Annotated in this window: 19 protein-coding genes, 1 tRNA gene and 1 pseudogene; 2 read left to right on the forward strand and 19 right to left on the reverse strand. The window is 69.3% G+C overall.

Going from position 1 to position 14,573, the window contains the following annotated elements:
• Positions 1 to 76: 76 nt before the first annotated feature.
• A tRNA-Thr gene (locus KY5_RS22205) sits at positions 77 to 150 on the forward strand.
• Between the two features lie 48 nt (positions 151 to 198).
• Here the strand turns inward: KY5_RS22205 and KY5_RS22210 are convergent.
• The 18 genes and pseudogenes from KY5_RS22210 to KY5_RS41875 form a co-directional block, all read right to left on the reverse strand.
• Positions 199 to 1,608: a tyrosine-type recombinase/integrase gene (locus tag KY5_RS22210; RefSeq protein ID WP_098243904.1), complete on the reverse strand. Its 1,410-nt coding sequence runs from the start codon at positions 1,606 to 1,608 to the stop codon at positions 199 to 201.
• A gap of 61 nt (positions 1,609 to 1,669) precedes the next feature.
• On the reverse strand, positions 1,670 to 1,870 hold the full coding sequence (locus KY5_RS22215; protein ID WP_098243905.1) for a helix-turn-helix domain-containing protein: 201 nt from the start codon (positions 1,868 to 1,870) through the stop codon (positions 1,670 to 1,672).
• 169 nt (positions 1,871 to 2,039) lie between these two features.
• A complete protein-coding gene (locus KY5_RS22220) occupies positions 2,040 to 3,185 on the reverse strand; it encodes a DUF3631 domain-containing protein (protein WP_098243906.1) in 1,146 nt (381 codons plus the stop codon).
• Positions 3,182 to 3,445, reverse strand: a complete 264-nt coding sequence (locus KY5_RS22225; RefSeq protein ID WP_234362809.1) for a hypothetical protein — start codon at positions 3,443 to 3,445, stop codon at positions 3,182 to 3,184. The genes KY5_RS22220 and KY5_RS22225 overlap by 4 nt, the downstream gene beginning before the upstream one ends.
• Positions 3,446 to 3,525: 80 nt before the next feature.
• The gene (locus KY5_RS22230; RefSeq protein WP_098243907.1) at positions 3,526 to 4,443 is read right to left on the reverse strand and encodes a bifunctional DNA primase/polymerase; all 918 of its coding nucleotides are present in this window, start codon (positions 4,441 to 4,443) and stop codon (positions 3,526 to 3,528) included.
• Between the two features lie 86 nt (positions 4,444 to 4,529).
• Positions 4,530 to 4,949, reverse strand: coding sequence for a hypothetical protein (locus KY5_RS22235; protein ID WP_159072582.1), 420 nt, complete (start codon positions 4,947 to 4,949; stop codon positions 4,530 to 4,532).
• A 52-nt stretch (positions 4,950 to 5,001) separates the two neighbouring features.
• A complete protein-coding gene (locus KY5_RS22240) occupies positions 5,002 to 5,475 on the reverse strand; it encodes a hypothetical protein (RefSeq protein ID WP_098247402.1) in 474 nt (157 codons plus the stop codon).
• 203 nt (positions 5,476 to 5,678) lie between these two features.
• The gene (locus KY5_RS22245; protein WP_098243909.1) at positions 5,679 to 7,814 is read right to left on the reverse strand and encodes an FtsK/SpoIIIE domain-containing protein; all 2,136 of its coding nucleotides are present in this window, start codon (positions 7,812 to 7,814) and stop codon (positions 5,679 to 5,681) included.
• Between the two features lie 147 nt (positions 7,815 to 7,961).
• Positions 7,962 to 8,120 carry a pRL2-8 gene (locus KY5_RS22250; protein ID WP_098247403.1) on the reverse strand — a complete coding sequence of 53 codons (159 nt, stop codon included), beginning with the start codon at positions 8,118 to 8,120 and terminating at the stop codon, positions 7,962 to 7,964.
• Complete coding sequence (locus tag KY5_RS22255) at positions 8,117 to 8,443, reverse strand: hypothetical protein (protein ID WP_098243910.1); 327 nt, start codon at positions 8,441 to 8,443, stop codon at positions 8,117 to 8,119. The genes KY5_RS22250 and KY5_RS22255 overlap by 4 nt, the downstream gene beginning before the upstream one ends.
• Positions 8,444 to 8,475: 32 nt before the next feature.
• Positions 8,476 to 8,862 (reverse strand): RRQRL motif-containing zinc-binding protein, encoded by a 387-nt coding sequence (locus tag KY5_RS22260; protein ID WP_098243911.1) that lies wholly within the window; start codon positions 8,860 to 8,862, stop codon positions 8,476 to 8,478.
• Complete coding sequence (locus tag KY5_RS22265; protein WP_098243912.1) at positions 8,862 to 9,848, reverse strand: DUF2637 domain-containing protein; 987 nt, start codon at positions 9,846 to 9,848, stop codon at positions 8,862 to 8,864. Before KY5_RS22265 ends, KY5_RS22260 begins: the two co-directional genes overlap by 1 nt.
• Positions 9,845 to 10,375 carry a hypothetical protein gene (locus KY5_RS22270; protein ID WP_098243913.1) on the reverse strand — a complete coding sequence of 177 codons (531 nt, stop codon included), beginning with the start codon at positions 10,373 to 10,375 and terminating at the stop codon, positions 9,845 to 9,847. Before KY5_RS22270 ends, KY5_RS22265 begins: the two co-directional genes overlap by 4 nt.
• A 104-nt stretch (positions 10,376 to 10,479) precedes the next feature.
• A pseudogene (locus KY5_RS22275) lies at positions 10,480 to 10,611 on the reverse strand (integral membrane plasmid transfer protein); the annotation flags it as partial.
• Positions 10,608 to 10,874, reverse strand: a complete 267-nt coding sequence (locus KY5_RS22280) for a DUF6284 family protein (RefSeq protein ID WP_098243914.1) — start codon at positions 10,872 to 10,874, stop codon at positions 10,608 to 10,610. The pseudogene KY5_RS22275 and the gene KY5_RS22280, both read right to left, overlap by 4 nt.
• A gap of 193 nt (positions 10,875 to 11,067) precedes the next feature.
• Positions 11,068 to 11,250: a hypothetical protein gene (locus tag KY5_RS22285; protein ID WP_098243915.1), complete on the reverse strand. Its 183-nt coding sequence runs from the start codon at positions 11,248 to 11,250 to the stop codon at positions 11,068 to 11,070.
• A gap of 104 nt (positions 11,251 to 11,354) precedes the next feature.
• On the reverse strand, positions 11,355 to 11,807 hold the full coding sequence (locus KY5_RS22290; RefSeq protein ID WP_098243916.1) for a hypothetical protein: 453 nt from the start codon (positions 11,805 to 11,807) through the stop codon (positions 11,355 to 11,357).
• Positions 11,808 to 11,858: 51 nt separating this feature from the next.
• On the reverse strand, positions 11,859 to 12,008 hold the full coding sequence (locus KY5_RS41875) for a hypothetical protein (RefSeq protein WP_159072583.1): 150 nt from the start codon (positions 12,006 to 12,008) through the stop codon (positions 11,859 to 11,861).
• A gap of 645 nt (positions 12,009 to 12,653) precedes the next feature.
• Between KY5_RS41875 and KY5_RS22295 the strand changes: the two genes are divergently transcribed.
• Positions 12,654 to 13,661 (forward strand): regulator, encoded by a 1,008-nt coding sequence (locus KY5_RS22295; protein ID WP_098247404.1) that lies wholly within the window; start codon positions 12,654 to 12,656, stop codon positions 13,659 to 13,661.
• On the opposite strand, the gene KY5_RS22300 is transcribed toward KY5_RS22295, so the two are convergent.
• On the reverse strand, positions 13,645 to 14,433 hold the full coding sequence (locus KY5_RS22300) for an NUDIX domain-containing protein (protein WP_098243917.1): 789 nt from the start codon (positions 14,431 to 14,433) through the stop codon (positions 13,645 to 13,647). The two genes, KY5_RS22295 and KY5_RS22300, sit on opposite strands and share 17 nt — an antisense overlap.
• Positions 14,434 to 14,573: the final 140 nt, after the last annotated feature.

The following is a 14,573-nucleotide window of genomic DNA, read 5'->3' on the forward strand; positions in this document are numbered from 1 at the left end:
AGGGGGTGTGCGGAGCACCCCCGGAAACTGTGTAGACTTGGGCGCGTTGCTGATCGCACCATGGTGCGGACGGCGCGCCGCCTTAGCTCAGATGGCCAGAGCAACGCACTCGTAATGCGTAGGTCTCGGGTTCGAATCCCGAAGGCGGCTCATCTTGGAACCCCAGGTCGGATGTACTCCGACCTGGGGTTTCGTCGTTCAGCGGATGCGGCGGCGTCGGCGGGAGCGGGCCGCGCGGGTCTCGGGGGTCTCAGTTCTGGTCTCAGTGGAGCCATGGACGGGGGCCGGATCGGGGTCCTGCGGACCGGGTACGAAGAACTCGCCCATGCGCCGCATCGCGTCCTTGGACAGGTGGGATCGGCCCTTGACGTAGCGGCGGGTCTGGCTGATCTGGGTGTGCCGAAGGATCTCCATGATGGTGGGCATGTCGACGCCGAGCTCGTTCAGGATCGTTCCGGCGGTGTGGCGGCTCCCGTCGTACAGGCGGCGGTCGTCGATTCCGACTTCGGCGAGCAGCTCCTTGAACTCTTCGTAGTCGGCGCGCGGGTCGAAGGGGCGCCCGTCGGGGCGCGCGAACACCACGTCGTGCTCCTGCCACAGTTCCGCGGCTGCGGTGCGCATCTCGTCTTGCAGCGCCTTGTGGTCGCGCAGGAAGGGGATGAAGACGGGCGGGATCGGTACGGGGTTCTGGCTCTTCTTGGTCTTGGGGCGCGTGAAGACGAGCCCGCCTCCCTTGCGCTGGGGGCAGATGCTCGCGTGCTTCGTGCACGTCTTGGTGCAGGGCTTCGGGCAGCCGCGCTTGTAGCCCTCGTGCCGGGTGCAGTTCGACGGGCACGGGGCGAAGCGGTGGCGACGCGCCCCGCAGGCGTGCGGGTCATCGCACCCATGCCGCCAGGTGAGGCGCTGGAGCTGCCACTTGGGGTGGAACAGCTCTGCTTCCAGATCGACGTACGGCCACCGCAGGCCGAGCGTCTCGCCCTGCCGGAAGCCCATGCCGACGCCGACGATCCACCTCATGAAGGTGGGTCGCTTGGCGGCGGCTTCGAGGAACGCCTTGGCCTCCTCCTTGCTGAAGGGGTTGGCCTCGGTCTCGTCGACGCTCGGGGGGTCCACGAGGGTGGCCACGTTCTCGCTGATCATGCGGCGGCGGTGGGCAATCTTCAGCGCGCGCGACAGGATCCGGTGCACCTTCACCACGTGGGAGGGGGCGTGCCCGGCATCGAGCATGGCCCGGTACATCCGCTCCAGGTGCTCGGGCTGGAGCTTGTCGATGCGGTGCTGGCCGACGCCCGGGACGATGTCGTTGCGGGTCTTGGACCAGTAGTCGTCGAGGGAGCGCGGCTTGAGCTTCAGGCTCGCGATGTCGGTGAGGTAGGTCTCCATCCACGTGGCCACGGTCGGCTTGCGCCCTGCGGTAGGTGCGCGGCCCTGGTCGCGCTGGCGTTCCAGCTCTTTGACCTTGCGCTTGATCTCGGGTTCGGACTTGGCGCGGCGGTGGCGGCGGTCGGGGCTTCCGTCGTTCTTCACGCCCATCGTGACGCGGCCGTGCCACCAGCCATCGGCGCCGAAATAGATGGACGACTCGTTGTTGGCCCTGCGGGGGCTCATGTTGCTCCTCCAATCACGCGAAGGCCCCGGAACGATCCGGGGCCTTCGCGGTGGGACTGGATCAGTTGGTCAGGGATTCGAGGCTGTCGACGAACGCTTCAAGATCCCGGCGCTTGATACGGCGTGAGCGCCCCTGTTTCACGTACTTCAGGGCTCCGGCGGCCATCAGCTCGTAGACCGTTGAGCGGCCGAAGCGGAGCACGGAAGCGGCTTCCCTGGGGGTGTAGAGAAGCTGCTCGGTGGGCGGGACTGCGGTGCTCATCCGGGGTGCCTCCTCGGCAGGTCGTCCGAGACCCTTCTGGGAAGTCCGCTACTTCCGCTACCGCCGCTACCTCGCAGGTCAGGGGGCCTGTGGGAGGTAGCGGACGGGGTAGCGGTAGCGGATGGGGTAGCGGCAAGCAGAGCGCTTGCCGCTACCGCGTTGTTGCTGGTCAGGCCAGGTTTTCGGTGCCGGGTAGCGGAGGTAGCGGACTTTCGGGGGGCGGGGGGCAGTAGCGCTGCCACGCGTCGTGGAGATCGGCCGCGTGGTAGCCCTTGAGGACGCTCGCGCCGGTCTTGATGTTGCGGGAGGAGATGGGCTCGTTCTCGGCCGTCATGTACTCCGCGAGCATCTTGGACAGGCGCCGGTTGTCGAGTGGCTTGCCGTTCAGGTCGGCCCAGGGGGCGTCGTCCATGGAGTTGAGGCGGTCCAGGATGGCGACGGTGGGCAGGCGGTCGATGCCGGGCATGACGTGGTCGCGCAGGTCCGTCAGGAGCCGGACGCCGATGCTGCCCTTGTCGTTGGCGCGGGAGGCGTTCACGAGGGTCACGCACGCGGCGCGGGCCCGCTCGGGCCAGTCGCCGCCTGCCGCGTCGGCGATGGCGAGCAGCGGTTCCCACACGTCGGCGGGCCGGTCGGAGACCCCTTCGGGCATGTCCGGCCAGGCGCCCATGATGAAGCCTCGGGCGTGTTCGGCCCAGGTGGCGAGCTGGTCGCGGAGCTTGTGGCCTTCGGCTTCGTGGACGCGGGCCCGGAAGGGCTCGACCGTCTCGTTCCGTGCGCGGCGGCGCATGCGGATGATGACGGAGCGGGACAGGATCGTGTCGGGCAGGGAGCCGAGTCCCGCCACCGCCACCGCGCAGTACGAGGGGAAGGCTTGCACGCTCTGGTTGCCACCGTCGCCGATGCACCGGTAGGTGACCCCGGTACGGCGGTGTCCGGCGTTCAGGAAGCCGCGCAACTCCTCGTTGTCGCCCGCCTTGGGCCCGAAGACGGTGTCGATCTCGTCGAACAGGATCGTCGGCTTGCCGTTCCCGCTGGACACGCTGCGGAAGAGCGCGGCGGCGGACGCGTTGACGGCAGTCATGGGCTGCGGCACGAGGGTTTCCACGATCTCCAATGCCCGTGTCTTCCCCGAGCCCGGCTCGGGGGACAGGAACGCGATGCGCGGGGTGGAGTCGAAGCAGTCGAGCAGGTGCGCGTGCGCGTCCCACAACGCGACTGCGACGTAGGCGGCTTCGTGGGGGAAGACGTTGAAGCGGCGGTGGAAGGCTTCCACCTCGTTGAGCAGTGCGGCGCCGTCGATGGGGCTGGTCATGCGGCGGCCCTTCCTTCCGGGGGGAGGCGCAGGGGGCATGCGTCGCGGTGGGCTTCGTGGTCGTCGATGAGGGCGAGCACCTTGTGGTGGCCGACCGCGCTGCGGTCACGGCCGCACAGGCACTTGGAGGTGGCGGTGGGGACCGTGCCGCGCGGGGCGCAGATGTGCAGCCACGCGATGGGGAACCGTCCGTCGCCTGCCTGCGGGTCAGGGCGAACAGCAATGGGGACGCCTTCGGCGACGCCCTTCGGCTCGCCCACCGCCGGAGGGGCGGCGGAGGGCTTGGCGGCGCACGGTCCCGTCGGGGGTCGGGGAGGGCTCTTAGGGGTGGTGGGGGTGTTCATGTGGCCCTGCCCCGGGGTGAGTTGTGGGTCTCGGACCAGTCCAGGGCACGCCGGATCACGTCGTCGTAGTAGCTCTGCGACTGTGTGGCGTTGGCCCCCGCCGCCCCTCTAAGAGCCTGCTCAACCCGGACGCGGGGGAGGTCGCCGGATGCGATGAACCGTCCCAGAGCGCGGGCGGCTCGAAGGAGTGTTGCGTTGCGGGTGCCGTCGGCAGCGGTAGCGACGTTCTTCACCTCGCTGGTGAACGCTGCATCCACATATCGGCTGGATTGCCCCGATCCGGCCCGTGGGGGCGCCTGTGCGGGCCTGGGGGCCGGTTTCAGGATGCTCAGGAGCCACGAGGGCAACGGGGTCGCCACAGGGCCGCCCACGGCTTCGTAGGGTCCGGCGGGAGTGGCGCTGCCCGCCGCGACGACGTAGCCGCCCCACGCCCGGGTGTCGACCAACGGGGCGATGGAGCCTGCGGTGTTGGCCAGGCGCACGCTGGGCGGGGTGGTGAAGTACAGGTGCTCACCACCGCTCGCAGTCCGCACTCGGTGGGTGTCGGGGACGGTGTGCCCGGCGCGCTCGCAGAGCGCCTCGAAGGTCGTCGCGCCGCAAGGCGCGTCCGAACTGCCCTTGTCCTTGGGCATGTCCAGGTCGACGACGACCAGCTGGGAAGGGCCGGTGGCGATGCCGACGTTGAACGCGTCCGTCGACCAGGCGGCACGGATGCGGTCCGGGTCGGTGGAGGCGCGCTGCTCCCACTTGCGGTGCCCGCTCGCGCAGACTCCGGTGCGGGGGCAGGATGCCTCGCCGTGCAGGGCGGGGCGCTTGCTGCCGGGGCGCAGCGGGAAGACGTGCCAACCGCGCGCGGCAGCGTCTAAGGCGGCGGACAACAGGCCCACTCGCCGGATGTCGGTGGGTTGCGTCATGCTGGATGTCTCCAGTTCTGTGATGAGCGCTGGTGACAAGGGCGGCCCCAGGCTTTGGCGAGACGGGGGCCGCCCTTGCGTTGCTGCTAGGTGCTGGGCAGGAGGCGGGCGATCGACGCGGCGACGACGGCGATGTCCTTCGGGTCGGCGCGAACCAAGCCGTGAACGTCGGTGCCGCAGTAGGCGCTCATGGCCGCAGCGAGTGCCGCCATCAGCCGGTCGCCCTCCTGCCAGGTGGGGGGTTCGGCTTCGTGGCTGGGGGTGTCCATGTGGGCGTGCACCCACCAGCCCTCGCGGTAGGAGTCGACCCACTGGACGCCCTGGCCGCACACGGCGCACTGCACGGGCGGCACGGTGCGGTGTTTGGCCTTGGTGTACAGGCGTCGGCGGTGACCGTCGCGAGTCGGGCGGTCATCGATCGCGCTGGTCAGGTCGAACGCGAGGGTCAGCGTTTCTTTGACCTTGGTGACGTCGTCGGGCTCGCAGATCACGCGGATTTCAAACAAGGGCAGAACTCCTTGGGCTAGCCGTGGAAGTGGTTGTGCTTGAGGACGGGTGTTACGGCTGGTTGTGGGTCTTGGCCCACACGCCGTTGGTGCGGCTGTGGAGGGTGCGTCGGTCCTGGTGGACGGGGCCTTGGTAGTGGTGGTGGATGTCCGGGGCGGGCTTGGCGCGCTGGGCGAGGCGGGCGAGGGCGAGCACGAGGGCGGTGGGGGCGCCGAAGGCGAGGCCGCAGACGAGCGGGTCGGCGAACTGGGAGACGTACATGAGCACGCCCGCCGTGCCGCCGACCATGACGGTGGTGGCGCCCCCGGCGAGCAGGAGCACGCTGGCGTCGGTGGCGCCCTGGCTCATCGGCGGGCGTCCGGGCTGCGCCACGGCCGGGGTGTCGCCGTGGGCGGGCACCGGGGTGTCGTCGCGGTAGGCGGTGGGCCGGTAGGCGTCGGTGATGAGCCGACGCGCCGCCACCTCGGCCTGCTCCTCACTCAGACCGGCGCCCGCCGGGGGCGCCTGGGGGGTGTCGGGGTGCATGTGGAATCCCTTCATCGGAGTGTCCAGGGAGGCAGAAGCACCCCCTTGCGGGGGCGCTGTGGAGGGGGTTTCAGGGGGTTGACCTGCGGTGCCTCCCTGCCTCCCTGATTGATCGTTTGCGCAGGTCAGAGGGAGGGAGGCGGGGCAGGGAGGCGGGTAGGGAGTTCTCCCTGCCTCCCTGACCCGGCAGTGGTCGGCTCCCTCTAGCCGATCGCGGAAAGCGGAGCGTCCCCGTCGCCGTCGTCGTCGGGACGGTTGGCGAGCGCGCGGGCGACCTTGTCGCGGGAGACGACCATCACGCCATCGGACTTGTACGGCTCCGCCCCATCGGCGTCCAAGACGCGCTTGAGGTCGATGAACGACCACTTCCCGTAGGCGTCCGCATTCAGCGAGGCGAGCCGCGCAAGCACGTCCTTGGTGCGGACGCGGGGCGCGTCTCCGAGCACGGAGAAGATGTCACGGAGCGGGTCGCGCTGCTCGCCCCGGTCGATGGCGTGCAGGGTGGTGACGTTGTCGCGCAGCGCCTTGGCGCGCTCGATGATGGCCTTGGCGTCGTCGTCGTTGATGTAGTGCGTGCGCACCGTGATGGACGACTGTCCGGCCGGGATGTCGATGCCGTCGGAGGCGACGACCAGGGTGCCCTTGTCCAGGCCCTGACGCAGCAGGTGCGGGGCGGCGCCGCCGTCGACGGCCTTGTCTCCCAGCGCCATGCGGGCCTGCGACTCGGTGCCCAGCACGAGGGAGGCGCGGGTGTGGGCGCCCTCGCGGACCAGCTTGGGCAGGTTCTGGTCGGTGGGGTCCTGGGTGCCCTGCCACATCAGGACGTCGACCGCGCGCCCCTGGTTGTGGATTTTGCGGACCGCCATGAAGTAGCGGCTGGTGGCCTTGGCTCCGCCGTAGGGCCGCTTGTCGTCACCGATGACCGGGCACATGAACGCCAGCTGCGCTTCATCCACCAGGACGATGAGCGGAGCGAACACGATGGTCGGGTCCTTGCGGCGTGCCTCGATGCGGCGGTTCATCTCCTCCACCGCGTCCTCGACCATCTCGGTGGCCTCGATGACGTGGTCATCGGAAGGGCCCTCGATGAGCACGCTGGCGATGCCCTCGAACATGGCCCAGTCGCCGATGCCCTTCAGGTCGGCGATCCAGAACTGTACCGACCTGTCCAGGGCCAGCCACAGAGCCAGAGCCCGCACGGCGGCGGTCTTGCCCTGGTTGGACAGGCCGGTCACCAACAGGTGTCGCTGATACACGCTGAGCGTGGCGGCATCACCGCGCAGGTCCTGGCTCCACGGGGCCTTGCCCTTGCAGTAGTCGGCGGTCGTCGTCTCGTCGGTGACCAGCGGGGACGGGCCGATCGGCTCGTCTAGCGCGCCGGAGTCGGCCACCCACAACCGCACCGTGCGGGCGGCTTCGGGGATCGTGATGAACACTTCGTGCTCGTGCCTGGTCAGGTTCTCCGCGAGCTTGCGGCGGCGCTGCTGCACTTCCACGGTGGAGACCCCGGAGGGCAGGGTGACGTCGACCTCCACGCCGCATCCGGCGATCCGGATCGGACCCAGCATCGCCGCGCCCGCGTCGCCCATCTCTCGGATGGCGTTGCGCAGCGCCGGAACCCCCAGGTCCCGCAGCGCCTTGACGACGATCGAGGGGGTGATGGGCTCGCCCTCACCGGAGCGGACCCGCTCGGGCAGGGCCCAGGTGGGGGCGGCCTGGGAGTGGCGGCCCACGCTCCACAGCGCGAGCAGCGCCAGCAACGGCCCGATCCGCAGCGCGGGACCCCACACCACGGACACGATCGTGACGAGCAGGCGGATGAACTCGATCACCGCCATCAACGGCGTGAGAACGTCGCCGACGTCCTCGTTCGCGACAGCGAGCACCACCCCGAGCCCAACGAGGGAGCCGATGCCCGCTCCGGTGCCGACCGCGAGGCCCTTGGCCACGTCCACGGGGGACGTGAGGAGGTCCATGCGGCGGCGGTGACGGGCCTCCCGGAAGCGCTGAAGCCGCTCTTCCCACTCGGCGGCCACCTCGTAGTTTCCGGCGGCTTCGGCGGCGCGCAGGAGGCGTTCGTAGCGGGCTCCGGTGCGGCCGTCCCAGGTGCGGCGGGCCACGATCCGGGTGCCACCCACCACGTACATGCTGTGGCGCACGGCCAACCGGCCCGCCTCACGGGTGCGTTCGTGCGTGACCGCGTGGCGGATGGCACGTCCGGAGCGCACCCACAACGGCCGCTCGGGCCCGTCCGGGGTGGAAGCCGCGGGGAGGTCGGGATTTATGCCGGCATAACTCTGGGCCGGGTCTTTGTGCAGGTGAACGATGGTGCCGCTCATGACGGCATCACTCCTGACTGCCCCTGGCAGGGGCGGAACGTTGGGGTGCGGGGTGGCCGCGCGGCAGGCGGCGGCCACCCCGAAAAGAGGCGCGGATGCGGGAGGCTCAGCGCATCGGCGGGCGGTGGGTCACCACCAGCGGGACGGCTACTTGGGCACGAGGAAGGGGCAGCCGTTGACCATGTGGTCCACGCACGACGGGCAGTCCTCACGCGGCCCCAGGCGGCGGTGAATGCTCTTGTCGTACGCGTGCTGCCAGCACTGCGGACACTCACCCGCAGGCGCCGGTTTGGCGGCCACGGTCACCACCAGCCCGACGACTTCTTGGCCTTCTTGGCGGCCTTGTCGGCGGCGGCCCGCTTCACGGCCTCGGCCCGCTCGATCTCCAGCGCGCCGACCTCCGCCTGGAGACGGATCGCGGCCGACTCCCAGGTCTGTTCGCCCTTCGCGTCCGGCCCGGACGTGCTCTTGTGCCGCACGACCTTGGCCGACCCGCTCGCCACGGCGGACAAGATGGCGCGGCGCTCACGGCCGTTCAGCGCCCACATCTCACGCTTGCGGGCGGCTTCGAGCTTGCGCTTGGTGGTGCGGATATCGCGGTCGATCCGGTTCGTGTCAGGGGTACCCACAGGGGTTCTCCTCGCAAGGGAAACGTGCCTGGTCAGGGGGTAGAGGTACGGCGGGCGTCGTGGCACAGCACGCACATGCCGAGCGACGTCGGCAGGCAGTAGCTGTAGACCACCCCGCACACGGGGCAGGTGCGCCGGGCGAGCATCGCCAGCGCGAGCGCCCCGCACCTGCGCGACGTCATCGGCCGCACCGGCAACGCCCGGTCCACCCAGTAGAGGTAGGCGATCGCCGCGCCGGACTTGCGGCGGCGCGAAAGGCGCATGAGCTGGGCCGCTATCGGCTGACCGCCCGGACGCAGACCCTGGGCGCGCAACTGCCTGCGCGTGCAGAGCCCGTCCGGGGCGAACTTCCACGGGAAGGTGGGCAGGCCGTATCGGGCGCCGGTCGGGTCGAAGCACTCGGCATACGCGGTGGCCATCACACGGCCTCAAGGGCGGGCTCGCGGTGCTCGGCAAAGCGGGAAGAAACCCACCCGACCGACCAGCCGCACAACTCCGCCGCCTGCCGCACCGAAACACTGGCCTGGAACGCGGCGGCCACGATCCGGCGCGCCTCATCCTCGGGCAGCTTGTGCTCAGCGAGGCCCCGGCTCAGGAGCGCGGCGCGTTCACGCTCGGCCCGCTCCTGACGTTCACGGTGTTCACGCTCGGCTGCCGCAGCGCGCTCACGCCGTTCCGCTTCCGCCCGCTCGCGGGCCTGGCGTTCACGCGTGAGGCGCTCGCGTTCACGCTGTTCATGCTCGCGTTCACGGCGTTCACGAGCCTCCCGCTCAACAGCCTCCGACCGCTCGCGCGCCTCGCGCTCCTCACGACGACGACGCTCCTCGCGCTCGCTCTGTTCACGAGCCAGGCGGGCTTCATGGTCGCGCTGTTCACGCGCCAACCGCGCGGCGTGCTCGCGTTCCTCGCGGGCCTCAGCGCGGGCCTGCTCGGCACGCTCGCGGGCCGCCTGCTCCCGCTGTACGCGCTCGGCCTTCTGCTGGGCTTCCAGGCTGCTGACGGCCCTTGCGATGGCGCGCCGGTAGGCAAGGCCCGTCTCGGCCGTGACGATGAGCAGCAGCGGCGCCACGGCGTGGACGGACATGCCGACCAGGTCCTTCTTCAATGCGGAGTCAGCCGTGTTGAGGGCCAGCGTCATCAGGCCGGTCATCCACCGCAGCACCACGGGCCAGCGTCCGCCGCACCCGCCCAGGCGGGCCAACACGTCATCGAGCTTGACCACGATCACCACGGCCGCATCGACCACGAGCGGCAGGATCGGAGCCGTCCACGCCCACGTGTCGGCGGTGTGCTGGGCCATCAGCGGCGTGACCGTCAAGACGGAGTAGAGCATCGCCCCGAACACGATCAGCCACGTGCCGATGGACAGCGCCTTCTCCGCTGAACGGATATGAACAGCGTTCACGCCGCACCCCCGACCGGTTCCGCGACCGGGGTGAGCGCCCCACGAAATCCCCGCGCATCCACGTCATAGGTGAACGTCGCGAGCCGCCATTCCGCATCCGCCCAAAATCCCCGGGCAGGACCCCACGCGCGGTCCGCCGGAACCCCGTGGGTGGCGGTGTCGGCGTAGGCGTCCTCGCGACTGCGGTAGACCATCGTCGGGGTGCCGTAGTGCACGAGCACGAACACCTGCCGGGCCGGTACGAGCGCCTCCGCGAGTTCCTCGCGCAGGCGCCGTAGCTCGATGCCCTTCAGCAGAAGGTCTTCCTGCGCGGCGCTCAGTTCGTCCACCGCACCGGCCAGCATCGCCTCAACCCCGCGCTTGCTTGCCTCCGCACGCTCGGCGCGGGCGGTGGCGGCGGCCAGCTCCTCCACGTGCCGGGCAGCAGCCCGGCTCGCGGTCTCGGTCGCCTGGCGGGCTCGCTCGAACGCGGCATGCGTGTCGGCTTCGAGCAGTGCCAGGCGCTTCCTGGTGACGAGGCGCATCATGCTGCACCGCCCCTCTGGCGGACGTGGTGGCGCCAGCCGATGACCTGCCCGGTGAAGCAGAGGGCGGACACCGCCACCAGCCACGGCACGTTCCATACCAGGGAGCTGACCGACGCGGCGATGGACAGCACCGCGCCCACGAACGCGAGCAGGAGACTGGTCTTGGTGTCGGTCCGGGCGATCTCCGCCTTCACCTCAGCGTGCGCGGCCGCAAGGTTCTGCTCGGTGGCACTCACGCGCCCACCCCCGGCGCGATGGCGGCGGCCGTGTTGGCGAGCGTCACGCGGGCGGCCAGGGCCTTGCGGCGGGCGCGGCGCAGACGCCGCTCGTCCAGCTCGTTCGGGACCCGGTCCAGGGTGAGGATCTGCGCGTCGAGCAGGTCGACGTCCGCCAGGATGACGGGCATCTCCAGCTCGATCGCGTCCAGCTCAACGGCCGTGGGCTCCAGATCCGGAGCCAAGGCCGTAACAGCCTCTTGAACAGTGACGATGTGGTCCATGGGTCGTGTTCTCCCTAGCAGGTGGCAACGGCCCCAACAGAGCCCCCGGAGTAGCCGCTCCGGGGGCTCGCGCCGTTGAGGAAGGAAGCCGCGCGATTGATGCGCGGCACGGCCGCAGAGCAGCGGCCGGAGTGCCCCCGCCGGGAGTCGAACCCGGCGCGTGGACCATCGGGGCGGAAGTGCAGGGGGTAGGTCAGCGGCCGAAGGACTGGCGGATGCTGCCGTGGTTGTCGCCGTCGATCACGTTCGCGTTGGTGCCGTACTGCGACTCGCTGTCCATATCGACCTGCTGTCCGCTGCCCAGATGCGTCGGGCCGTCGGTCGACTCGATGACGGTCGACGCCATGTTCTTCAGGTCCTCGATGCTCAGCGCCATGACGTGCTCCTGTCGGATCAGTGAAGGACCGGCCGGTGATGGCCGGAGTGCCCCCGCCGGGAGTCGAACCCGGCGCTTGGACCTTCGGGGCGATCGAGTAGGGATCAGGCATAGACGCGGCGGGCGCCGGTCTCACGCAGCGCGGTGTGCGCCACACGGGCCCGCAGGCCCGCCGCGTCCAACTCGCCCTCGCTCGCGTCTCCGAGCGCCATGGCGGCGTCGACCGCTTCCTGCGCGGCCGCCAGCAGGACGTCGTCCTGGGTGGTCATGTGCAGGGTGTCCATGGCGCTGGTCACCGCCGTACGGGCCGCGTAGCGGGCCTGACGCGCTTCGGTGGTCTCGGCCTGCGCCTCGCGGCGGGCCACGAGCTTCAGGTACTGCTGTTCACGGTGGCGGGCCAGCGCGGCGAGCAGCGCCGGGATCGCGGTCGCGAGGGCCTGCCTGCGCTGTTCAGCGGTGGCCTTCTGCGCGGTGCGGGCGGTGGTCAGGTACTGCATGAACCCGGCGACGACGGCACCGGCGAGCGTGCCGAGCACCGCGATAAGCGTTCCGATCATGACGACTCCAGGAAGCGACAGAGGCACGGGCACGAGATGGTGCAGGGCGGGTCAGCGGTTGGCCTTCTTGTGCTGCTGGGCGATCTGGGCGGCGGCCAGCTTGTTGCGTCCCGCGTACTTGTGGAACCCGCAGTGGCACTTGACGACCCAGGTGCCGTCGAGCGCGGTCGAGTGTCGGATCGACGTGGAGTGCTTGGCCATGGCAGTCCTCTCACGAAGGAGTTCGGGTCTCTCCCGGCTCCCCTCAGCACTGCTCGTACGAGACGAGCAGCGGAGGCAACCGGCCGCAGTGCTGAGCTGCGGAGTTGGGTGGTTCAGGTGTCTCGTTCGGGGACGCGCCTGCCGTTTCACGGAACAGGTCGCTAGGGCCCCGTCTCAGGTGAGACAGACCGTCCGGACTGACAAGGGACGCCACCTTTCGGCGGCGACTGTCCGGCACCCTCCCCCCGTCCAACGCGGGGCTCCTGGTTGCGCACCACCGCCGGAGCAAGTCCGTCATCTGGTGCGCACCAGAAGCATGCAACTGGTGCGCACCAGAGTCAAGGGGCTTCGCCGGATCGAGTGGCGTTTGCCCCCTGCGGTGCACCTACAGAAGACCGCTTCGGGGAGGGGGTTCGGTAGCCAACAGCTCTTAACTCCCGTTCTGTTAACCCCTGTTGACCTGCGGCGATGTGAGGCATGCTGGGGGAGTCAGTGAATGGACCTACTGCCGGGCGGTGGCCTGTGAGTGCAGGACTTCGGAGCGCGCGAACGGCGCAGGGCTGGTCTCAGGAGCGACTGGTTCGCGAGATTGAGCAGTACGCCAAGCGGCACGTGACCGATGTCGCTTCGACCGCGAGCCTGCGCGTGTACGTCTCTGAGTGGGAAAACGGCAAGCGCACCATCTCGGACCGCTACGCGACGGTCCTGCGGCAGCTTCTCGGGGTCACCGACGCGGAGTTGAGGAGCGGCCCGCCTTCGATTGCTTCACCCACAGCCGATGGGTACGACGACCTGCTGAGCAGGATCGACTCAGCCCACAGCGTCGGGGAATCCATGGTGAAGGCGTTCAATGACCAGACCGAGCTACTGCGCACGATGGACCGCCAGATGGGTGCCGCTGGTCTCGTGGATCAGATGACAGGGCACCTCGCAGCTCTTGAGGACGCGCTGAACTTCGCGGTACTCCCGAGCGCGCGCCGCCCCGTGGCACTTGCGCTCGCCGGTGCATCGACGCTCGCCGCATGGCAGGCGATCGACTCAGGGGCAATCGAACGGGCCTGGAAGCACTACGAACTTGCCAAGCGAGCAGCGCACGACGCGGCGGCTCCGATGTACCTCGCCCACGCGATGGGGGAGCAGGCGTACGTGCTTTGCGAGGCGGGTCGACCTGCTCTAGGTCTGGAACTGGTTCGCGATGCTCAACACACCCTGGGACAAGCCGGATCGGCGCGCTTGAGGGCATGGTTGTACGCCGCTGAGGCAGAGCTGTGCGCCCACGCCGGAATGCCGGACGACTGCCGACGCGCGCTTGATGCGGCTATGGCGAGCATCCCGCCGGGTGCTGAGGATCGCGACCCGGACATGGCGAGCATCTTCCTGAACGGCGGTCACTTGGCCCGGTGGCGAGGCAACGTCCTGGGCCTGTTGGGGGATGCCGATGCTGTGAGCAGTCTGTATGGGGCCTTAGAGGTAGTCGACCCGACCTTTGTCCGTGCCCAAGCCGGACTCCACACTGACCTTGCCCAGGCTCATCTGGCGCGTGCCGAGTACGACGACGCGAACACCCATCTCCGGAAGGCGCGACTACTGGCGAGCCGCACCGGTTCGGTGCGGCAGCGCCGTCGCGTCGACCTCCTCAGCGAGCGCCTGTGACCCCGGAGTTCTTTCGGCTCGCGAGGATGTGAAGCAGGGCCACGAGGGTGCCGGACCCCATCAGCTCACCGCGAGCCATGAGACCCGGGATATCGGCCAGAGGGACCCACTCGATGTGGCCCGCCTCTTCGAGATCAGTGGGGTCGCCAACCCGCTCGGCTCCGTGTCCAACGAAGATCTCGTGAGGCGAGTCGACCATCCCGACCATGGGTTGGTAGGTGACGATGTGCTCCACGGACTTCGGGCGCCACCCTGTCTCCTCCACGACCTCCCGTAGCGCCGTGGTCGCAGGGGCTTCGTCCTCGTCGACGATGCCGCCCGGAAGTTCCCATCCCCACTGCTGCGGAACGAAGCGGTACCGCCACATCATCAGGACGCGGTCCTGATCATCCAAGACCGCTGTGATGGCTACGTGGTGGAGCTTCACCACGTGGTGCTCGAAGCGCTCTACGCCGGGCGGCTCCACATCCCAGAGTTGCAGTTTCACCCAGCGGTTGTCGTAGAGATCGCGCTCACCGTGAATGACCCATGGTTCCAAGCCTTCGGGTGTCCCGACGCTCACCGCTCCGGGGACCCGGTACGAGCTTCTCCCTCGGACTTCCAAGGCGCCCTCTGACAGGAGTCGAGCGAGGACTTGCCGAAGCGCCGTCCGGCCGATGCCAAGCTCCTCCGAGAGTGTTCTCTCCGAGGGCATCTTGTCGCCGGGGGCGTACTCGCCTGACGCGAGCCGTGCACGAATCGTCTCGTAGACCTTGGCTGTCTTCGGCCCCATCCGCGGCGCACTCTCCATTCTGAGGTGGTGCGTACCAGCGTAACGGGGCAGGGGCACACTGCCTTCGGTCGTATCTATGCCAACCCCCTGAGGCTCCTAAGGGCAGTACAGGATGTGGTCTCAGTCGTGGTCTCGATAGC

It is taken from the genome of Streptomyces formicae (assembly GCF_002556545.1).
GTDB lineage: Bacteria > Actinomycetota > Actinomycetes > Streptomycetales > Streptomycetaceae > Streptomyces > Streptomyces formicae_A.